Origin of the sequence: Kocuria rhizosphaerae, assembly GCF_044462265.1 — a bacterium.
GTDB lineage: Bacteria > Actinomycetota > Actinomycetes > Actinomycetales > Micrococcaceae > Kocuria > Kocuria rhizosphaerae.
Genome location: NZ_JBISWL010000109.1, coordinates 42,162 through 62,592 on the forward strand (window position 1 = coordinate 42,162; position 20,431 = coordinate 62,592).

Annotated in this window: 17 protein-coding genes and 1 tRNA gene; 4 read left to right on the top strand and 14 right to left on the bottom strand. The window is 73.4% G+C overall.

The genetic code is table 11. From position 1 onward, the window contains the following. Window positions 1-271: 271 nt before the first annotated feature. From thrB to argS, 5 genes are all read right to left on the bottom strand, one after another. Window positions 272-1,228 (bottom strand): homoserine kinase, encoded by a 957-nt coding sequence (gene thrB / locus ACH9EU_RS12630; protein ID WP_396414264.1) that lies wholly within the window; start codon window positions 1,226-1,228, stop codon window positions 272-274. Between the two features lie 6 nt (window positions 1,229-1,234). Continuing rightward, complete coding sequence (thrC, locus tag ACH9EU_RS12635) at window positions 1,235-2,344, bottom strand: threonine synthase (RefSeq protein ID WP_396414265.1); 1,110 nt, start codon at window positions 2,342-2,344, stop codon at window positions 1,235-1,237. 64 nt (window positions 2,345-2,408) lie between these two features. Continuing rightward, window positions 2,409-3,728, bottom strand: a complete 1,320-nt coding sequence (locus ACH9EU_RS12640) for a homoserine dehydrogenase (protein ID WP_396414266.1) — start codon at window positions 3,726-3,728, stop codon at window positions 2,409-2,411. After that, a complete protein-coding gene (gene lysA, locus ACH9EU_RS12645; protein WP_396414267.1) occupies window positions 3,728-5,164 on the bottom strand; it encodes a diaminopimelate decarboxylase in 1,437 nt (478 codons plus the stop codon). The genes ACH9EU_RS12640 and lysA overlap by 1 nt, the downstream gene beginning before the upstream one ends. 4 nt (window positions 5,165-5,168) lie before the next feature. Then, on the bottom strand, window positions 5,169-6,839 hold the full coding sequence (argS, locus tag ACH9EU_RS12650) for an arginine--tRNA ligase (RefSeq protein WP_396414268.1): 1,671 nt from the start codon (window positions 6,837-6,839) through the stop codon (window positions 5,169-5,171). Window positions 6,840-6,944: 105 nt separating this feature from the next. On the opposite strand from argS, the gene ACH9EU_RS12655 reads away from it, so the two are divergent. Then, window positions 6,945-7,017, top strand: a tRNA-Arg gene (locus ACH9EU_RS12655). An 88-nt stretch (window positions 7,018-7,105) separates the two neighbouring features. Here the strand turns inward: ACH9EU_RS12655 and ACH9EU_RS12660 are convergent. The 4 genes from ACH9EU_RS12660 to ACH9EU_RS12675 form a co-directional block, all read right to left on the bottom strand. Then, the gene (locus ACH9EU_RS12660) at window positions 7,106-7,516 is read right to left on the bottom strand and encodes a hypothetical protein (RefSeq protein WP_396414269.1); all 411 of its coding nucleotides are present in this window, start codon (window positions 7,514-7,516) and stop codon (window positions 7,106-7,108) included. 128 nt (window positions 7,517-7,644) lie between these two features. Beyond that, a complete protein-coding gene (locus ACH9EU_RS12665; RefSeq protein ID WP_396414270.1) occupies window positions 7,645-8,472 on the bottom strand; it encodes an ATP-binding cassette domain-containing protein in 828 nt (275 codons plus the stop codon). A 3-nt stretch (window positions 8,473-8,475) separates the two neighbouring features. Further along, the gene (locus tag ACH9EU_RS12670) at window positions 8,476-9,414 is read right to left on the bottom strand and encodes an ABC transporter permease subunit (RefSeq protein WP_396414271.1); all 939 of its coding nucleotides are present in this window, start codon (window positions 9,412-9,414) and stop codon (window positions 8,476-8,478) included. Between the two features lie 159 nt (window positions 9,415-9,573). Further along, window positions 9,574-10,581 carry an ABC transporter substrate binding protein gene (locus ACH9EU_RS12675; RefSeq protein WP_396414272.1) on the bottom strand — a complete coding sequence of 336 codons (1,008 nt, stop codon included), beginning with the start codon at window positions 10,579-10,581 and terminating at the stop codon, window positions 9,574-9,576. Between the two features lie 178 nt (window positions 10,582-10,759). Between ACH9EU_RS12675 and hrpA the strand changes: the two genes are divergently transcribed. Continuing rightward, entirely contained in the window at window positions 10,760-14,839 is a 4,080-nt protein-coding gene (hrpA, locus tag ACH9EU_RS12680; protein WP_396414273.1) for an ATP-dependent RNA helicase HrpA, read from the top strand. A gap of 12 nt (window positions 14,840-14,851) precedes the next feature. On the opposite strand, the gene ACH9EU_RS12685 is transcribed toward hrpA, so the two are convergent. Continuing rightward, window positions 14,852-15,280 carry an HIT domain-containing protein gene (locus ACH9EU_RS12685; RefSeq protein WP_396414274.1) on the bottom strand — a complete coding sequence of 143 codons (429 nt, stop codon included), beginning with the start codon at window positions 15,278-15,280 and terminating at the stop codon, window positions 14,852-14,854. Then, window positions 15,277-15,996, bottom strand: a complete 720-nt coding sequence (locus ACH9EU_RS12690; protein ID WP_396414275.1) for an MBL fold metallo-hydrolase — start codon at window positions 15,994-15,996, stop codon at window positions 15,277-15,279. Before ACH9EU_RS12690 ends, ACH9EU_RS12685 begins: the two co-directional genes overlap by 4 nt. 112 nt (window positions 15,997-16,108) lie before the next feature. On the opposite strand from ACH9EU_RS12690, the gene ACH9EU_RS12695 reads away from it, so the two are divergent. Both ACH9EU_RS12695 and ACH9EU_RS12700 read left to right on the top strand, forming a co-directional pair. Further along, window positions 16,109-16,534 (top strand): transcriptional repressor, encoded by a 426-nt coding sequence (locus ACH9EU_RS12695; RefSeq protein ID WP_396414276.1) that lies wholly within the window; start codon window positions 16,109-16,111, stop codon window positions 16,532-16,534. Then, entirely contained in the window at window positions 16,527-17,483 is a 957-nt protein-coding gene (locus tag ACH9EU_RS12700) for a diacylglycerol kinase family protein (protein WP_396414277.1), read from the top strand. The genes ACH9EU_RS12695 and ACH9EU_RS12700 overlap by 8 nt, the downstream gene beginning before the upstream one ends. A gap of 10 nt (window positions 17,484-17,493) precedes the next feature. On the opposite strand, the gene ACH9EU_RS12705 is transcribed toward ACH9EU_RS12700, so the two are convergent. From ACH9EU_RS12705 to ACH9EU_RS12715, 3 genes are read right to left on the bottom strand one after another with little or no spacing between them, the layout of a single operon-like run. Continuing rightward, window positions 17,494-18,381 (bottom strand): metal ABC transporter permease, encoded by an 888-nt coding sequence (locus ACH9EU_RS12705; protein WP_396414278.1) that lies wholly within the window; start codon window positions 18,379-18,381, stop codon window positions 17,494-17,496. After that, complete coding sequence (locus ACH9EU_RS12710) at window positions 18,378-19,193, bottom strand: ATP-binding cassette domain-containing protein (protein WP_396414279.1); 816 nt, start codon at window positions 19,191-19,193, stop codon at window positions 18,378-18,380. The genes ACH9EU_RS12705 and ACH9EU_RS12710 overlap by 4 nt, the downstream gene beginning before the upstream one ends. Next, a complete protein-coding gene (locus tag ACH9EU_RS12715; protein WP_396414280.1) occupies window positions 19,190-20,239 on the bottom strand; it encodes a metal ABC transporter solute-binding protein, Zn/Mn family in 1,050 nt (349 codons plus the stop codon). The genes ACH9EU_RS12710 and ACH9EU_RS12715 overlap by 4 nt, the downstream gene beginning before the upstream one ends. Window positions 20,240-20,431: the final 192 nt, after the last annotated feature.

Below are 20,431 nucleotides of genomic sequence, written 5' to 3' on the forward strand. Positions count from 1 at the left end.
GACCGTGGATGGTTCCCGGCGGGCCTCGAGCAGGGGCCGCCGGCGGCAGGGGCGCTTCGAAGCGCGGCAGCCTGGGCGAACAAGGTGTCACCCGGAGATCGTGGTGCGCCCCGGTCCGTGGAAGTGCGGGCCGGTGCGCCGTCGGCATCGAAGGTACCGGTGCCGGCGGGGGATCACCGGAAGATCGGGGCGGAGGCGGGGTGCCGGGGCATCCGCCCGGGGCGTGGCCCCTCATGATGCCCGCTGTCCCCACCGCGCCGGGCGCGGTCTCCTACCCCTGGATCTGCTGCGGGTGCCTCTTCAGCTTAGCACCCTGCCCGTCGACGCGCAGACGGAGGACACGCCACGAGACCGGAGCGGCCCCGTCGTCGTCCACCACGAGCTCCGCGACGGAGGCCTCGGCCTCGGCGGCCCGGTCCGCGCCGTGGGCCAGCACGAGCACCGTGGGCCCGGCGCCGGAGATCATCGCGGGCAGCCCTCGGCGCCGCAGGGCGTCCATCAGCCGGGCGCTCGGGCCCATGGCCGAGGCGCGGTACGGCTGGTGCAGTCGGTCCTCGGTGGCGGGGAGCAGCAGCTCGGGGCTGCGGGTCATGGCCTCCACGAGCAGCGCCGTGCGCCCGGCGTTGACCGACGCGTCGTGGTGCGGAACGCTCGCCGGCAGCAGGGACCGGGCCAGTCGCGTGGGGACCTCGTAGTCGGGGATCGCGACGACCGGGACGATCTCCTCGTGGACGGCCACGGGTGCGCTGCGGTAGCCGGAGTCCTCGGACCAGGAGATCACGAGCCCGCCGTAGAGGGACGGCGCCACGTTGTCCGGGTGTCCCTCCATCGCGGCGGCCACCTGCAGCAGCTGCCGGGCGTCCAGGGCCCGGTCCGCGGGGAGCAGCGCGTTCGCGGCGAGCACCCCGGCCACCACGGCGGAGGCGCTCGAGCCCATCCCCCGCCCGTGCGGGATCCGGTTGGTCGCCTCGAGCCGCAGACCGGGCAGCCGGTCCACCCCCGCCGCCCGCAGCGTGGCGCGCATGGCGCGCACCACGAGGTGCTCCGCGGTGCGGGGCACCGTGCCGGAGCCCTCGCCGTGGAGCTCGAACTCCAGACCCCCGTCGGTCACGGTCACGGCGAGGTCGTCGTAGTGCCCCAGTGCCAGGCCGAGGCTGTCGTAGCCCGGCCCCACGTTGCCCGTGGAGCCGGGGACGCTCACGGCGACCCGTTGCCCGATCTCGATCACGCGGTCCTACTCCAGACCCAGCGCGGCGGCCACGGCCACCACGTCGAACGGCACGCGCTTGGGCTCCACGAGCGAGGGGTCCTCCTTCTCGGCGGCCTTCACGGCCCACTGCGGGTCCTTGAGCCCGTGCCCCGTCACGGTGACCACGATCGTGGCCCCGGTGGGGGCCTCGCCCGCCGCGTGCTTCCGGAGCAGCCCGGCCACCCCGGCGGCCGAGCCGGGCTCCACGAACACGCCCTCCTTGGCGGAGAGCCACCGGTGGGCGGCCAGGATCTCGTCGTCGGAGACGGACCCGATCAGCCCCCCGGACTCGTCGCGGGCGGCGATCGCGGTGTCCCACGAGGCGGGGTTGCCGATCCGGATGGCGGTCGCGATGGTCTCCGGCTCCGTGACGGGGTGGCCGAGCACGAGCGGGGCCGCGCCCTCGGCCTGGAAGCCCCACATGACCGGGAGCTTCGTGGAGACGGCGGGCAGCTCCCCGGCGGTCTCCGAGGTGTAGGGGCGGGCGTACTCCTGGTAGCCCTTCCAGTACGCGGTGATGTTGCCCGCGTTGCCCACGGGCAGCACGTGGTAGTCGGGGGCGTCGCCGAGGGTGTCGACGACCTCGAACGCCCCGGTCTTCTGTCCCTCGATGCGGTAGGGGTTCACCGAGTTGACCAGGAACACGGGATAGGACTCGGAGAGCTTCCGGGCCACCTCGAGGCAGTTGTCGAAGTTGCCGTCCACCTGGATGATGTCCGCGCCGTGCGCCACGGCCTGGGAGAGCTTGCCCATCGCGATCCGCCCCTCGGGCACGAGCACCGCGCAGGTCAGCCCGGCCTGCTTCGCGTAGGCCGCGGCGGACGCGGAGGTGTTGCCGGTCGAGGCGCACACGACGGCCTCGGCGCCCTCCTCCTTGGCCTTGGTGATGGCCATGGTCATGCCCCGGTCCTTGAACGACCCGGTCGGGTTCATGCCCTCGAACTTCAGCCACACGGTGCTCCCGGTCAGCTCCGAGAGGGCGCGGGCGCGGATGAGCGGGGTGCCGCCCTCCCCCATCGTGATGACCTCGGTGGACTCCGTGACCGGCAGCCGGTCGCGGTACTCGTTGATGACGCCCTGCCAGACGTGTGCCATGTGCTCTCTTCCTGCTCGGGGTGCTGCGGGGGGATGGTCGTGCGGCGGGGCCGCCGCGGTGACGTCAGTCCGAGTGCTCCACGCGGATCACGCCCGTGACCTCCTCGACGAAGGGCAGCTCGCGCAGCTCGTCGACGGTGGCCACGAGGTCCTTGTTGGCACCGCGGTGGGTCACGAGCCGGATCTCGGCCAGGTCCGGCGCGCCGCTGGGGTGGTCCTTCTGCTGCATCGTGTAGATGGACACGCCGTGGTCGGCGAAGACCTGCGCGATCCGGGCCAGGACGCCGAGCCGGTCCTGGACGAGCAGGGTGATGGAGAAGCTCGTGCGCACGTCGTCCATCGGCACGGCCGGCAGCTGGGCGTGGGGCTCCGCCCCCTGGGCGGGGCCGCCGAGCACGAGCCGGCGGGCCGCGGAGACGAAGTCGCCCAGCACGGCCGAGGCCGTGGGGGCCCCGCCGGCGCCGGCGCCGTAGAACATGAGGGACCCTGCGTTCGCCGCCTCGACGAAGACGGCGTTGTAGGCGCCGTGGACCCCGGCCAGCGGGTGGTCCCGGGGGATCATCGTGGGGACCACCCGCAGGTTCACCCCGCCGGCGGTCCGCTCGCAGATCGCCAGGAGCTTGATGACGTAGCCGGCGTCGCGGGCGGCGGTGACGTCCTCGGCGGTGACCCCGGTGATGCCGCGGCAGTACACGTCGTCGATGGTGAAGGTCGAGTGGAAGGCCAGGGACGCGAGGATGGCGGCCTTGGCCGCCGCGTCGTGGCCCTCGACGTCGGCCGTGGGGTCGGCCTCGGCGTAGCCCAGGTGCTGGGCCTCCGCGAGCGCGTCGCCGAACGCGGCGCCCGTGGTGTCCATCTGGTCGAGGATGTAGTTGGTGGTGCCGTTCATGATGCCGAGCACCCGGTCGACCCGGTCCCCCGCCAGGGAGTCGTGCATGGGCCGCACGATGGGGATGGCCCCGGCGACGGCGGCCTCGTAGGACAGCGTGACCCCCGCGGCGTCCGCGGCGTCCTGCAGCTGGCGGCCGTGGCGGGCGATGAGCGCCTTGTTCCCGGAGATGACGGGCTTGCCCGCGCGCAGGGCCCGCAGGATCCTGCTGCGGGCGGGCTCGATGCCGCCGGTGAGCTCGATCACCACGTCCGCCGCGTCCACGAGGGCCTCGGCGTCCGTCGTGAGCAGGCGCTCGGGCAGGTCGACGGTGCGCCGGGCCGTGAGGTCGCGCACGGCGATGCCGGCGAGCTCGATCGGGGCCCCCACGCGCGCGGCGAGGTCCTCCCCGTGCTCGAGCAGGATCCGGGCGACCTCGGCGCCGACGTTGCCGGCGCCGAGCAGGGCCACCTTCACGGCGGCGGGGCGGGTGGTCTCAGGGGTCGGGTCGGTCATCAGGCTCCCAGGTCGCGGGCGAACAGGTCTTCTTCGGTCTCCCCGCGCACGATCAGGCGAGCGGCGGGGCGTGCCCCGGCGGCGCGCACGGCGACGACCGGGGGTCGGGGGATCCAGTTGTAGTTGCTGGACAGGGCCCAGCAGTAGGCGCCCGTGGCGGGCACCGCCAGGACGTCGCCGGGGGCGAGGTCCTCGGGCAGGTACACGTCCCGGACCACGATGTCACCGGACTCGCAGTGCTTGCCGACCACGCGGGAGAGGACGGGCCCGCCCCCGGCGCGGCGGTCGGCGAGGACCGCGGTGTAGTCGGCGCCGTAGAGCACGGGACGGGCGTTGTCGCTCATCCCGCCGTCCACGGACACGTACCGGCGCCGCAGCCCCGGCTCCACCTCGACGGTCTTCAGGGTGCCCACCGTGTACAGGGTGCACGCGGCGGGCCCCGAGATCGCGCGCCCGGGCTCGATGGACAGGTGCGGGACGGCGATGCCCAGCCGCCCGGCGGCGGAGGCGACCCGTTCGGCCAGGGCTTCGGCGATCTCCCGGGCGGGCCGGGGTGTGTCGGCCTCGGTGTAGGCGATGCCGTAGCCGCCGCCGAGGTCCAGTTCCGGCAGGGCCGTGCCGAGGCGGGCGCCGGCCCCGGCCATGAACGCGAGCACCCGCTCGGCCGCCACCCCGAAGCCGTCGGCGTCGAAGATCTGGGACCCGATGTGGCAGTGGATCCCGCGCAGCTCGAGATCCGGGTCCACCGTGCACGCGGCGACGGCCTGCATCGCGGGGCTGTCCCCGCCGTCCTGGGGGACGGCCAGGGACAGGCCGAACTTCTGGTCCTCGTGGGCGGTCGCGATGAACTCGTGCGTGGACGCGTGCACGCCCGGGGTCACCCGGACCATGACCGGGGCGACGACGCCGAGGGTGCGGGCCAGGTGGGCGACGAGCTCGATCTCCGCGAGGGAGTCCACCACGATCCGGCCCAGTCCGTGGTCGAGGGCGCGGGTGATCTCGGCGGCCGACTTGTTGTTGCCGTGCAGCGCGATCCGTTCCGGCTCCATGCCGCCGCGCAGTGCCACGGCCAGCTCCCCGCCGGAGGCGGTGTCCACGTTCAGGCCCTCCTCGCGGACCCAGCGCACGACCTCGGTGGTGAGGAAGGACTTCCCGGCGTAGTAGACGGAGACCTCGGCGCCGATCCGCGCGAAGGCCTCGGTGAAGGCCGTGCGGAACTCCCGGGCGCGGGCCCGGAAGGTGTCCTCGGAGTAGATGTAGGACGGCGTGCCGTAGCGCTCGGCGAGCTCCGGGACGGGGATCCCGCCGACGGTGAGCACGCCGTGGTCGTCGCGGCGGAACGCGGGGGGCCAGATCCGGGGGTCGAGGGCGTCGAGGTCCTCGGGCACCCCCAGCCACTCCGGCGCCAGGGGCGAGGCGGGTGCGGTGCGGCTCATGCGGTCACATCCTCTCCGGGGCGCCGACCCCCAGCACGCCCAGGCCGTTGGCCAGGACCTGGCGCGCGGCGTCGTTGAGCCACAGCCGGGTCCGGTGCAGGTCGGTGACCTCGTCGTCGCCCACCGGCGCCACCCGGCAGACGTCGTACCAGCGGTGGTAGGTCCCGGCGATCACCTCGAGGTGGCGGGCCACGCGGTGCGGCTCGCGGAACTCGGCGGCCTGGGCGAGGACCGAGGGGTACTGGCCGAGGGCGGCGAGCAGCTCCCCCTCCATGGGGTGGTCGAGCAGGCCGGCGTCGAACACGGCCCCGCCCTGCGCGTCCGTGCGGGTGACCCCCGCGGCCTCGGCGTTGCGTCCGACGGCGCACGTGCGGGCGTGGGCGTACTGGACGTAGAAGACGGGGTTCTCGTTGGAGCGGCGGGTCAGCAGGTCGAGGTCGACGTCGATGTTGGAGTCGACGGAGAAGCGGGTCAGCGCGTACCGGGCGGCGTCGACCCCGACGGCCTCGACGAGGTCCTCCATGGTCACGACGTTGCCGGCGCGCTTGGACATCCGCACGGGCACGCCGTCCTTCACCAGGTTGACCATCTGGCCGATGAGCACCTCGACGCGCTCCGGGGCGTCCCCCAGCGCGGCCGCGGCGGCCTTGAGGCGGGCCACGTAGCCGTGGTGGTCGGCACCGAGCATGTAGATGCACAGCTCCGCGCCGCGGTCCCGCTTGTCCTTGAAGTAGGCGATGTCGCCCGCGATGTAGGCGGCCTGGCCGTCCGACTTGACGACCACGCGGTCCTTGTCGTCGCCGTAGGCGCTCGAGCGCAGCCACCACGCCCCCTCGGCGAAGTAGAGCGCACCGGAGGTCTTGAGCTGGTCGAGCAGCTGCTCGACCGCGCCGTTGTCGAACAGCGACTGCTCGTGGAAGTAGACGTCGAAGTCCACGCCGAACTCGTGCAGCGAGGACTTGATCTCCGCGAACATGAGCTCGACGCCGGCCGCCCGGAAGGCCTCCTGGGGGTCACCGGAGTCCAGCACGTCCGGGTCCTCGGCGACGATCCGGTCCGCGATCTCGGTGATGTAGTCCCCGCCGTAGCCGTCCTCGGGCGCGGGCTCGCCCTTGGCCCGGGCCAGCAGGGAGCGGGCGAAGCGGTCGATCTGGGCCCCGGCGTCGTTGAAGTAGTACTCGCGCACCACCTCGGCGCCCTGGGCCTCCAGCACGCGGGCCAGGGAGTCGCCGACGGCGGCCCAGCGGGTGCCGCCCAGGTGGACGGGGCCGGTCGGGTTCGCGGAGACGAACTCGAGGTTGATGCGGGTCCCCTCGAGCGCGGTGGTGCGGCCGAAGGCGGCCCCCTGCTCGACGACGGTGCGCGCGATCCCGCCGGCGGCGGCGGCGTCGAGGGTGATGTTGAGGAACCCGGGCCCGGCCACGTCGACGGTCGCCACGCCCGCGGTGTCCTCGAGCCGGTCCTTGACCACCGCCGCGACGTCGCGCGGGGGACGCCCGACCTTCTTGGCCAGCTGCATGGCGATGTTCGTCGCCCAGTCCCCGTGCTCCCGGTTCTTCGGTCGCTCGATCCGCACCTCCGGCAGCCGGGCACCGTCGGCGAGGGCGAGCTCGCCACGGGCCACGGCGTCCTGCAGGCATGCGGATACGGCGAGAGAAAGTTGTTCTGGAGTCACCGGACCAGTGTAACCGCGCGCTCCCCGGGCCCCGTGCCGGGGGTCGACGAGCACACCCGGAAAACCTGCTAGTATCGTCGAGGTTCATCGCTGAGGCGGTGAGAGGCCCGCGTAGCTCAGGGGATAGAGCGTCTGCCTCCGGAGCAGAAGGCCGTAGGTTCGAATCCTACCGCGGGCACCGCCCGAAGCCCCCGGATCCACAGGATCCGGGGGCTTCGTCGTACCCGGGCGGGCCCGCCCGGAGGCGTTCCGCGCCGGCGGAACCGTCAGTCCGTGCCTCGCTCCCGGTCCTCGTCCTCGTCCTCGTCCTCGTCCTCGTCCTCGTCCTCGAACGGTGCTCCCGGCCGGCGCTCCGGACCGTAGGGCCGCACGGGGCCGTCGCCGAACTGCTCGTCCAGCAGGAGGTCTTCCGGGTTCGGGCCCTCCCCCGCCGCGCGCCGCCAGTTGAACCCGGCGATCGCCAGGGCCCCGCCGGTGATCAGCGTCACCGTCCCCACCGCGGTGACGACCACGCCCCGGGTGCCCAGCGCGGCGCCGTCCACGGAGGACCGGGCCAGGAGGATGACGGCCTCCGGCACCGTGAACGTGGAGACGAACAGCGCCGCGATCCCCACCGCCATCATCAGGGCGCCGCGGCGCCGGCGGTGCTCGCGGGCCTGGTCGGGGATCCCGTTCACGGTTCTGCTCTCCTCGCCCGCCACGGTCGGTGTGCCCGCCGGTGGCGTGTCACCGGCCGCCGGGACGGGACGGCGGGGCGGGCCGTGCCCGTCCCGCCCCGTCGTCCCACCCGGTCCCGCGCCTGCGGTCAGCGGCGTTCCTCGGTCTTGACGCTCTCGAACAGCGTAGCGTCGTCGAACGCGTCCCTGTCGGCCCCCGGCTGCAGCCGCCGGAACTGGTCGAGCAGCCCCGTGACGGTCATCGACCGCTTCCGATCGGCGTCGAGCTCGAAGAGCACCCGCCCCTCGTGCATCATGATCAGCCGGTTGCCCAGGCGCAGCGCCTGCTCCATGTTGTGCGTGACCATGACCGTGGTGAGCCTCTGCTCGGCCACGATGTCCGCCGTCAGACGGGAGACCAGGTCGGCGCGCTGCGGGTCGAGGGCCGCCGTGTGCTCGTCGAGCAGCAGGATCCGGGGCTCCGAGAAGGTCGCCATGAGCAGGGACAGGGCCTGGCGCTGGCCGCCGGAGAGCAACCCGACCTTCGCGCCCAGCCGGTTCTCCAGGCCCAGCTCGAGGCTGGCGAGCTTGTCGCGGAACAGCTGGCGGCGCGCGCCGGTGAGCCCCTGCGCCAGCCCCCGGGCCCGGCCCCGCCGCAGGGCGATCGCCATGTTCTGCTCGACCGTCAGGGTCGGCGCGGAGCCCTTCATGGGGTCCTGGAACACGCGGGAGAGGTAGCGGGCCCGCTTGTGCTCCGGCAGCCGGGTGACGTCGGCGTCGTCGACCCGCACCGTGCCGGTGTCGGGGATCAGGGACCCGGAGATCGCGTTGAGGATCGTCGACTTGCCGGCCCCGTTGGAGCCGATGACGGTCAGGAAGTCGCCCTCCGCCAGCGTCAGCGACACCCCGGCGAGGGCGCGCCGCTCGTTGACGGTCCCGGCGAAGAAGGTCTTGTGGACGTTGTCGATGGTCAGCACGGCTCAGGCACCTGCCTTCGTGGTCGTGGGCGTGTCGGTCAGCTCGTCCACGAGGCGCGCGGCCTCGCTCGCCGCGTGCCGTTCCCTCCGGCGCCGGAAGAACTGCAGCTGGGGCACCACGAGCGCGAGGACCACGAGCACCGCGGAGATCAGCTTCATGTCCGAGGGGTTGAGCCCGGCCTGCAGGGCCACGGTGATGACGAGACGGTAGACGACGGAGCCGAGGACCACCGCGAGCGTCGCGAGCACGACGGTGCGCGAGCCGAACAGGCCCTGGCCGAGGATGACGGACGCGAGCCCGACGACGATCAGGCCGATGCCCATGCCGATGTCCGCGAAGCCCTGGTACTGCGCCACGAGGGAGCCGGCCAGCCCGACGAGCCCGTTGGACAGGCACAGGCCCAGCATCTTCTGGTGGTCCGTGTTCACGCCGAAGGACCGGATCATCTCCGGGTTGTCGCCGGTCGCCTGCATCGCGAGGCCGGCGTCGGTGTACAGGAACCAGTCGAGGAGGACCTTGACCACCGCGACCCCCGCCAGCAGGAGGGCGATCCCGAACCAGGTCCCCTGGAGGCCGGCCTCGGCCAGCGGGGTGAAGATCGTGTCCTCCCGCAGCAGGGACAGGTTCGCCCGCCCGTCCATCACGCGCAGGTTGACGGAGTACAGGGCGGTCATCGTGAGGATGCCCGCGAGCAGGCCGTTGATGTGGGCCTTGGTGTGCAGCAGGCCCGTGATGAGCCCCGCGAGCGCGCCGGTTCCGAAGCCCGCGGCGGTGGCGAGCCACGGGCTGCCGCCGCCGAGGATGATCATGGCCGTGGTCGCGGCGCCCGTGGTGAAGGACTGGTCGACCGTCAGGTCGGGGAAGTCGAGCACCCGGAACGTGAGGTAGACGCCCAGCGCCATGACCGCGTAGAGCAGTCCGAGTTCGATGCCTGCAATCACTTCTGGTGGATCCGTTCTGGTCGGTGGGTCCCGGACGGGCCGCCGATCGGGCGGGCCCGGTCCGGGCGGGTGGTGGAGGGGCTCGTCCCCGGGGTCACCGGGTGCCGGGCCCCTCCGGGGGCGGGGGCCTCTGCGGCCCCCGCCGGAGTCCGGACGTGGCTACTCGATGACGCGGTCCGCGGCGTCCAGGAGCTCCTGCGGCACCTCGACGCCCATGCGCTCGGCGGCCTGCAGGTTGATCACCAGCTCCGTGTCCTTCTGCGACTCCACGGGCATGGAGGCGGGGTCCGCGCCCTCCGCGAGGATGCGCACGGCCATCTCACCGGTCTCGCGCCCGAGCTGCTCGTAGTCGAGGCCCTGGGTGATGAGGGCGCCGCGCTCGACGGAGTCGCCCTCGCCGGCGATCAGCGGGATCTGCTTGGTCTCGGCCGCGGAGATCACGGCCTCGAGCCCGGCGACGACCTTGTTGTCCGTGGGCACGTAGATCGCGTCCGTGTCGAAGGACTCCGCGGCCTGGGCGACCTCCGAGGTGTTCGTGACGGTCTTCTCGACGACCTCGAGGCCCTCCGCGGCGGCGGCCTCCTTGGCCAGCTCGACCTGGACCTGGGAGTTGGTCTCCCCGGAGCTGTAGATGATCCCGACGGACCCGGCCTCCGGGTCGAGCTGCTTGATCAGCGCGATCTGCTCGGCCACCGGGTTCATGTCCGTGGTGCCCGTGACGTTTCCGCCGGGGCTCTCCAGGGAGTCCACGAGACCGGCCTCGACCGGGTCCGTGACGGCCGTGAACAGCACCGGGCGGTCGGTGACGGCCTGGACCACGCCCTGGGCCGACGGCGTGGCGATCGCCAGGACCAGGTCGGCGTCGGAGGAGGCGAGGTTGGAGGCGATGGTGGTGGAGGTGGCCTGGTCCCCCGAGGCGTTCTGCAGGTCGACGGTCAGGTTCTCACCCTCCGTGTAGCCGCCCTCCTCCAGCGCCGCGAGGAAGCCCTCGCGCGCGGCGTCCAGCGACGGGTGCTCCAGGAACTGGCTGATCCCGACGGTCGCCTCCTCCGCGGTCCCCGCCGATCCCCCGGAGCCCTCGGCGCCCTCGGTGCCGGAGCCGCCGCAGCCCGAGAGCAGGAGGGCGGAGGCGGCCAGGGCCGCCGTCGTGGGGAGAAGACGCTTCATGGTGGTGGGTCCTTTCTCGAACGGGTGGTGCTCCGGATGTTACCTGCCGGTCGGTCGATAAATGAGAGGCGCATCACCATCGAGGACAGAACGGTCTCTCGGCGGGGCGCCGGAGGCCGATCGTCCACGCCGGGAGGGCTCCGGGGACGGCCCCGTCCCCCGGTAGGATCGGGGAGTCATGCCAGCATCCGCGAGCAGCCCCCGAACCGTCACCTATCCCGAGCACCTCCCGGTCTCCGCGCGCCGCGAGGACATCATGCGCGCGATCGCGGGACACCAGGTGGTGGTGATCGCCGGCGAGACGGGCTCGGGCAAGACGACACAGATCCCGAAGATGTGCCTCGAGCTGGGCCTCGGCGAGCGGGGGCTGATCGGCCACACCCAGCCCCGCCGGATCGCCGCACGCTCCGTGGCCGAGCGCATCGCCTCCGAGCTGGGCGAGAAGGTCGGGGCCACGGTCGGCTACCAGGTGCGCTTCACCTCCGAGGTCGGCGCCGATTCCCGGGTCAAGCTGATGACCGACGGCATCCTGCTCGCCGAGATCCAGCACGACCGGCTGCTGCGCCGGTACTCGGCCATCATCATCGACGAGGCCCACGAGCGCTCCCTGAACATCGACTTCCTCCTGGGCTATCTGCGGAACATCCTGCCGCAGCGGCCCGACCTCAAGGTGGTCATCACCTCCGCCACGATCGACCCCGAGCGCTTCGCCCGGCACTTCGCGCACGCCCCGGTGGCGGGCGGCGAGCCGGAGCCGGCCCCGGTGATCGAGGTCTCGGGCCGCACCTACCCGGTCGAGGTCCGGTGGCGGCCCCTGTCCCAGCCGCGCTCCGGGGACGGCGGGCAGGACGCCGAGGACGCCGGCGACGGGCTCGAGGACGAGGACCGCGACCCGATCGACGCGGTCTGCGAGGCGGTCGCGGAGCTCGCGGCGGAGCCGCCCGGGGACATCCTGGTGTTCTTCGCCGGTGAGCGCGAGATCCGGGACGCCCAGGAGGCCCTCCAGGGCGCCCTCAAACGGATCCCCCGCATGGCCGACGCCGAGATCCTCCCGCTCTTCGGCCGGCTGTCGATGGCGGAGCAGCACCGGGTGTTCGCGCCGTCGGGCCGGCGGCGGATCGTGCTGGCCACCAACGTCGCCGAGACCTCCCTGACCGTGCCCGGGATCAAGTACGTCGTCGATCCGGGCACGGCGCGGATCTCCCGCTACTCCTCCCGCACGAAGGTCCAGCGCCTGCCCATCGAGCGGATCTCGCAGGCCTCCGCGAACCAGCGCTCGGGCCGCTGCGGGCGCGTCTCGGACGGCATCTGCATCCGCCTCTACTCCGAGGAGGACTACCTCTCCCGCCCGGAGTTCACCGATCCCGAGATCCTGCGCACGTCCCTGGCGGCCGTGATCCTGCAGATGACCTCGGTGGGGGTCGTCAAGGAGCCGGGCGACATCGAGCGCTTCCCGTTCGTGGAGCCCCCCGAGTCACGGGCGGTGAAGGACGGCGTGGCCCTGCTGCGTGAGCTGGGCGCCCTCGCCGAGCCCGGAGAGGCCCCCCCGCGCGGCGCCGGCCGGGACGGGGGCCGGGGGCGCGACGGCGGCGGGCCCCTGACGCCGGTGGGCCGGCAGCTGGCCCAGCTGCCGGTGGACCCCCGGCTGGGCCGGATGATCGTGGAGGCCGACCGGCGCGGCTGCGCCCGGGAGGTCATGGTCATCGCGGCCGCCCTCACGGTGCAGGACCCGCGCGAGCGCCCCCTCGAGAAACGTCCCCAGGCGGACGAGCAGCACAAGCGGTTCTTCGACGAGAACTCCGACTTCACGAGCTGGCTGCTGCTGTGGCGCCACCTCCAGGAGCAGCAGCAGGAGCTGTCCTCCACCCAGTTCCGCAAGCAGTGCCGGCAGGAGTTCCTGAACTTCCTGCGGATCCGCGAGTGGCAGGACCTCTACGCGCAGCTGCGGCAGATGGGCCAGCAGGTGGGCATCCGTGTGGGCAAGGGCCGGGACGTGGACCCCTCCGGGAAGGAGCAGGAGATCCACAAGTCCCTCCTGGCGGGACTGCTCAGCCACATCGGCCTCAAGGACGAGCGGCGGCGCGAGTACCAGGGGGCGCGCGGGTCCCGCTTCGCGATCTTCCCCGGGTCCAACCTGTTCAAGAAGTCCCCCGACTGGGTCATGTCCGCCGAGCTGGTGGAGACCTCCCGGCTGTGGGCGCGCGTCAACGCGGCCATCGACCCGCTGTGGGCGGAGGAGCTGGCCCCGGACCTGGTCAAGCGGCAGGTCTCCGAACCGCACTGGTCCCGCGCCCAGGGCTCCGTCATGGCCTACGAGAAGGTCACCCTCTACGGCGTGCCGCTCGTGGCGCAGCGCCGGATCAACTTCTGGCGCGTCGATCCCGCCGAGGCCCGGGAACTGTTCATCCGCCGTGCCCTCGTGGAGGGCGACTGGCAGACCCGCCACCGGTTCTTCGCCCGCAACCGCAAGCGCCTGGCCGAGGTGGAGGAGCTCGAGAACAGGCTGCGCCGCAAGGACCTGCGCGTCGACGACGAGGCCCTGTTCGCGTTCTACGACGCCCGGGTCCCGGACTCCGTGGTCTCGGCACGGCACTTCGACGCGTGGTGGAAGAAGGCCCGCCAGCAGGACGAGCACCTGCTCGACCTCGACCCCGAGGACCTCATCAGCGAGGAGGCCCGCGACTACGACGAGTCCCGCTACCCGCGCCAGTGGGTCCGGCGCACCCGGGACGGCGAGCTCGTGCTCGACCTCGCCTACGAGTTCGCCCCCGGCTCGGACCGGGCCGACGGCGTCACGGTGCGCGTGCCCGTGCTCTTCCTCAACCAGCTGGACCCGGAGCAGTTCCGGTGGCAGATCCCCGGGTTCCGCACCGAGCTGGTCACCGCACTCATCAAGTCCCTGCCCAAGGCGGTGCGTCGCCACTTCGTGCCCGCCCCCGACGTCGCCCGCGAGGCGGTCCGGTCGCTCGAGGCCGATTTCGATCCGGCCGTCGACGCCCTCGAGCCCTCGCTCGAGCTCGTGCTGCGCCGGCTCAAGGGGCACGTGGTGCCGGCCGGCTCCTGGAACTGGGACGCGGTCCCGGCGCACCTTCGGATGCGCTTCCAGGTGCGGGACCGGCGCAACCGGGTGCTCGCCGAGGGCGAGGACCTGGAGCTGCTCCGGAACGAGCTGCGGGAGGAGATCCGCTCGGCGCTCGCCGAGTCCCTCGGCGCGGTGCCCGAGGCCGCCCCGGGGGCTCCCACGGCACCGGGCTCCCCCGCCGCGCCCGAGGGGCGGCCGGGCCGGAGCGGCCGGCCCGCCCCCGCCGGGCGGCCCCGCCCGGAGCAGCCCGCGGCGTCCCTCGAGCGCTCGGGCCTCACGGCGTGGCCGGAGGAGGACCTGCCCCGCAGCGTGGAGACGACCGTGGCGGGCCAGCGGATCACCGGCTGGCCGGCGCTCGTGCCCGAGCGCCCCCGCTCCGCCGCGTCCGGGAAGCGGCCGGGCCACCGGGACACGACCGTGGCCGTGCGCGTCCTCCCCTCGGCCGCCGAGCAGCTCGCGGCCCAGCGCCAGGGCGTGATCACGCTGCTGCTGCTGCGCCTGCCCTCCCCGGAGCGCTACGTGCTCGAGCACCTCAACAACCAGGAGAAGCTGGTCTTCACGCAGAACCCGCACGGCTCCGTGGCCGAGCTGATCGCCGACTGCACGGTCGCCGCGATCGACAAGCTCGTCCCGCCCGAGCCCCCGTTCACCCGCGCCGAGTTCGACGCCGTGCACGAGCACGTGCGGGCGGAGCTCATCGACACGGTCTTCCAGGTGACGTCGGTCGTGGAGCAGGTCCTCTCCGGCGCCGCCCGGATCCGCCGGCAGCTCAAGCGCTCGTCGTCGCTCGCGGCCGTCAACTCCCTCAACGACGTCAAGGCCCAGCTCGAGCACCTCGTGCACCCGGGCTTCGTGGCGGCCACCGGCTGGGAGCAGCTGCAGCACCTGCCGCGGTACGTGCGCGCCATGGAGGTGCGGCTCGAGAAGCTCTCGGGCCACCTGCAGCGCGACACCGTGAACATGCTCGCCGTCCAGAAGCTCGAGGACGACTACGACGCCGCCCTGGACGCCCTCCCGCCCTCGGCGCCCGTCCCCGAGGAGCTGCGGCGGGTGTCGTGGTCGATCGAGGAGCTGCGGGTCTCCCTGTTCGCCCAGGAGCTGGGGACGGCGCAGACCGTCTCGGAGAAGCGGATCCGCAAGTCGCTCAAGGACGCCCTCGCCTCCGCCCGCGGCTGAGCCGCGGGCCGGTCAGGCGCGCGGGACGTGGTCCCCGTGCCCGGCCTCGGCCAGGGCGCCCCGGAGGAGCTCGGCGGCCTCGTCCATCCAGGCGGGGTCGGGGTCGTGGACGGCGTTGGCGAACTGGAACTGCGCGACCGACTGGGCAGGCCACACGTGGACGTGGGTGTGCGGGACCTCGAAACCCTGGATCATCTGGCCGACCCGCGCGGGACGCCACACGGCGTCGACGGCCCGCCCGATCGTGCGGCAGACCGCCATGAGGTGCAGCGCCAGGTCCTCGGGCAGGTCGATCCAGTGGTCGACCTCCTCGCGCGGCACCACGAGCGTGTGGCCCTGGGACAGCGGGGCGATGGACAGGAACGCGACGCAGCGCTCGTCCTGCCACACGAAGCGGCCGGGGATCTCCCCCTCGATGATCCTGGTGAAGATCGTGCTCACAGGTGCTCCTTCCGTGCTGGTGCGTGGTCGTGGCCCGCGGGCACCGGGCGGCGTTCCAGCCGCACGCGCTCGCGCGTGCCGAGGTGGCGGTACTCCGCGCCGTACTTGCCGGCGAAGGCGGTCAGCTGCTTCTCGATGATGCCGAAGCCGTTCGCCGAGAGCAGGGCGTCGTGGATCGGGAAGACCCGCTCCGGGCGGACGGCGACCACGAAGTCGATGACCTCGGCCAGCTTGTTCCACGGGGCGTGGATGGGGGCCAGGAGCACGGACGCGGACAGTCCGTGCGGGACCACCAGGGAGTCCCCGGGGTGGTAGACGGTGTCGTCGACCAGGTAGCCGATGTTGTCGACGGTCCGGATCAGCGGGTGGATCAGCGCGTGCTGGCCGCCGAAGGTGCGCACGGTGAACCCGGAGATCTCGAGCACGGTCTCGGGCTCGACGTCGTGGATCCGGTGCCCGTCCCCCACGGACTCCCGCAGACCGGCCGCCACGGAGGCCGGGGCGTGCACCTCGAGCTCCGGGTGGGACCTCAGGTGCTCCTGGACCGGCGCGGCGTCCAGGTGGTCCGGGTGCACGTGGGTGACCAGCAGGGCGTCGGCACCGTCGAGGACCTCGGCCAGCTCCTCCGGCCCGGAGAAGTTCCCCGGGTCGACGACCAGGACACCGCCCTCCTTCTCGAGCCGGACGCACGAGTGGGTGTACTTGATCAGCTCCATGCGCCCAGCGTAGCCCGCGCCCCGGGGCGGGAGCGGGCACGTGACCGGTGCCGCCTTGTTAAGCTGGGACGGGGCCGGACGGGCCCGTGAACGGCGACAGGGAGGACGAGGCGTGAGCGTGCGAACCACGGGGGGCGGCGAGGTCCGCAACACCCGGCAGCGCCGTGCCGTCGGCGCGGCCCTGGCCGCGCTCGACGACTTCATCTCCACGCAGGACCTGCACGCGCTGCTGCGCGAGCGCGGGGAGTCGGTGTCCCTGGCCACCACCTACCGGATCCTGCAGTCGATGTCCGAGCTCGGGGAGCTCGACGTCCTGCGCAGCGACGACGGCGAGGCGATCTACCGCCGCTGCGAGGCGGAGCACCACCACCACCACCTCGTGTGCCGCCGCTGCGGTGCGGCGGTCGAGCTCGAGGCCCCGACGGTCGAGGAGTGGGCCGGACGCACCGCCGCCGCCCACGGTTTCACCGAGGTCGACCACACCGTCGAGATCACCGGACTGTGCGCGGCCTGCAGCGCGAGGAACGCCGGTGACTGAGCGGCGCACGGCCCCGGGGACGTTCGTCCTGGCGGTCAACCCCCGGGCCGGGCGCGGCCGCGCCCTCGAGGAGGCGGACCGGGCGGCTCAGCTGCTGCGGGCCGGCGGCGACGAGGCCGTGGTGCTCTCCGCCCCCGACCTCGCGGCCCTCGTGGACCGGGTCCGCGAGGAGCTGCGCGCCCGCGCCCTCTCGGCCCGCGCGCTCGTGGTCGTGGGCGGTGACGGCCTGGTCCAGGCCGCCCTCGGCGTCCTGGTCGAGCTCGCGGCCCAGGGGGTCGAGATCCCCCTGGGGATCGTCCCCTGCGGGACCGGCAACGACCTCGCCCGGCACCTCGGCCTGCCCGAACGGGACCCGGAGGTCGCCGCGGGGCGCATTCTGCGCCGGCTCGACGAGGCGCTCCCCCGCCGGCTCGACGTCGGGCGGGTGCGCTTCCCGGACGGGCGCACGGTGCACTTCGGGACCGCCCTGTGCGCCGGATTCGACGCCGTCGTCAACGCCCGCGCCGACCGGTGGACCCGGCTGCACGGCCCCGTCCGGTACCTGCTGGCCGTGCTGGCCGAGATCCTCCGGCTGCGCACCGTCCGCTACCGCCTGGAGGTCGTGGACGCGAGCGGGCGGGTCCGTGCGGAGGAGCGCGACGGGGTGCTGCTCAACGTCGCGAACACCTCCTCCGTGGGCGGAGGCCTGCGGATCGTGCCCGGGGCCCGGCACGACGACGGGCTGCTCGAGCTGTTCACCGTGGCCCCGCTGGGCCGGGCACGGTTCCTGGCCCTGTTCCCGACCCTGTTCACGGGCCGCCACGTGGAGCTCGAGCACGTGGGGATCGAGCCGGTGCGCGCGGTGCGGATCGACGCGGCCGGCGTGACCGCCTACGCGGACGGGGAGCGGCTGGGCCCGCTGCCCGTGCAGGTCGACGTGCTCCCGGGCGCCGTCCGCGTCCTCGCCTGAACCGGGCGGCTCAGCGCCGCGTCCGCAGGCCCGACGCGGCGCGCGCGAGCAGCCAGACGGTGAACGAGATGGTCGTGACGTAGGGGCTGATCGGCAGGGACCCGCCGAGCGCGAGCAGCATCCCCCCGACCATCGCGAGCTCCGCGAAGAGCACGGAGAGCACCACGAGGCGCACCGGGGACGCGGTGAGGTGCATGGCGGCCGCCGCCGGCGTGATGAGCAGCGCCAGGACCAGCAGCGCCCCCACGATCTGCACGGACAGCGCCACCGAGACGCCCAGCAGCACCATGAACACGATCGACAGTCCCCGCACGGGCAGGCCCTTGGCCTGTGCCACGTACGGGTCCGCGCTGGCGAAGGTCAGGGGCCGCCAGACGACCGCCAGGCCGGTGAGCACCACCCCCGAGAGCACGGCCATGGTGGTCAGCTGGACCGTGTCCACGGAGACGATCTGCCCCGTGAGCAGGGAGAACTTGTTGGCCGAGCGACCCTGGTACAGCGCCAGGAAGAGGATGCCCAGGCCGAGCCCGAAGGGCATGAGCACCCCGACCACGGAGTTCGACTCGCGGGACCGCAGGCCCATCACCCCCATGATCAGGGCGGCGAGGACCGAGCCCACGAGCGAGCCGGTCACGACGTCGGCGCCGATCAGCAGCGCGGCGGCGGCCCCCGCGAAGGAGAGCTCGGCGATCCCGTGCACCGAGAAGGCGAGGTCCCGCATCAGCACGAAGGTGCCCACGACCCCGCCCACCAGCCCGAGCAGCGCCCCCGCCCAGATCGAGCTGCTCAGCAGCGCCAGCAGCTCGCCGTAGTTCTCGAAGACGAACACCGAGGAGAGCACGTCCTGCCAGTCGCGTGCGGCCGTGGGGACCACCGTCGCGACCGCCGCCGGGGTCACAGCGCGACCTCCCGCTCATCGTGGGTGTGGTGGGAGCTGTCGGGCAGGCCGACGACGACCACGCGCCCCCCGGTGCGCACCACGTCGATGCGGGTGCCGTAGAGCTCGGAGAGGACGTCGCCGCGCAGGACCTCTTCCGGGGTCCCCACCCGGAAGCGGCCGCCCGCGAGGTAGAGTATCCGGTCGACGTGGTCGATGATCGGGTTGATCTCGTGGGTCACGAAGACCACGGCGGCCCCCGTGCGCCGGCGCTGGGCGTCGACCAGCTCGCTGACCTCCTGCTGGTGGTGCAGGTCCAGGGACAGCAGGGCCTCGTCGCACAGCAGCAGCCGGGGGTCCGCGGCGATCGACTGGGCGATCCGCAGCCGCTGCTGCTCCCCGCCGGAGAGCGTGCCCACAGGGGCGTCGGCGTAGGCCCCCGCCCCGACGAGCTCGAGCAGCTCGTCCGTGCGCCGCCGGTGGGCGCCGGTGCGCAGCCGGACCCCCCAGCGGTGCCCGTCGACGCCCAGGCCGACGAGGTCCCGGGCGCGCAGCGGGGTGCCCGCGGCGAAGGCGCGCTGCTGGGGGACGTAGCCGATCTGCCGGGAGCCCCGCCGGGGCGCCCGGCCGGCGACCTCCACCGTCCCCTCGGTGAGCCGCAGCAGGCCCAGGAGCACCTTCAGGAAACTGGTCTTGCCGGTGCCGTTGCCGCCGAGGACGGCGAAGTACTCGCCCTCGTGGACGTCGAGGTCCAGGCCCTCCCACAGCACCCGGTCGCCGAAGGCGAGACCCGCCCCGCGCAGGGAGACGACCGGGCGCGAACCGGAGCTCACGCGCCGGCCGGGGCCGTGCGCACGGTCTCGAGTGCCTCGATGACGTCGGTGACGTTGCGGTCCATCCACTCGAGGTACGTCGTGCCCTCGGGCAGGGTCTCCGTGAACTCGACGACCGCGGCCCCGGCCTCCCGGGCGTCGTCGCGCAGCTGCTCCGTCTGCCCGGAGGCGGTCTGGGCGTTGAACGCGAGCAGCCGCACGTGGCCCTCCCGGAACTCCTCCCGGACCCGCTCCATGATCAGCGGGGGCACGTCCGTGCCGTTCTCGATCGCCGCCGTGAACTCCGCGGGGGTGTCGTCGTGGAGCCCGGCGTCCTCCAGCAGGTAGACCGCCACGGGCTCGGTGGCGACGAAGGCGGTGTCCCCGGCGGGGGCCTGGGCGAGACGCCCCTTCAGGGCGGTGAGCCCCTCGGCGAAGGACCCGGCGTTCTCCCGGTAGGTGTCGGCGCCGTCCGGGTCGAGCTCCGCGAGCCGCTCGGCGATCGCCCCCGCCACGTCGTCCATGGCGTCGAGGTCGTACCAGACGTGCTCGTTGGCCTCGCCGTGCCCGTGCCCGTCGTCCCCCGCGGCGCCGTGCTCCTCGTCCGCGTGCTCCTCGTCCGTGTGCCCCTCGTCCGCGGGGCCGTCGTCCGCGTGCTCGCCGGCGGCCTCCTCGTCCGTCCCCGCGACCTCGTAGGCCTCCACCACGGGGGCCTCGCCGCCGGCGGCGAGGTCCTCCATGAAGGCGTCGTAGCCTCCGCCGTTGAGCACCACGAGGTCCGCGGTCTCCACGGCGAGCCGGTCCTGCGCCGTGGCCTCGTAGGAGTGGGGGTCCTGGGCCGTGGAGTCGATCACCGGGTCGACCGTCACGGCGTCGCCGCCGACCTCCCGCACGACATCGGCGTAGACGGAGGTGGTGGTCACGACGGTCAGGCCGTCCTCCGCCCGCGCCTCCTCGCCCGAGCCGCCCCCCGAGCAGCCGGCCAGGCCCAGGACGGCGGCCCCGGCGAGGGCCGTCACGGGGGTCCGGGCGCGGGTGCGGGGACGTGCGGGCGCGGGTGCTGTCATGGTCGATCCGTTTCTGCGCGGTCGCACCCGTCCGGGCCGGCCGCGGGACATGGGGGACGTGATCCACCCTATGAGAATGAGTGTCATTAGCGGCGTTCATCGTAGCAAGCCGGGCTCGCCACCGACAACGCACCCGGGCCGCACCCGTGGGCCGGGTGCGTCGTCGGGGACGGACGCGGGTCGGCGCGGGCG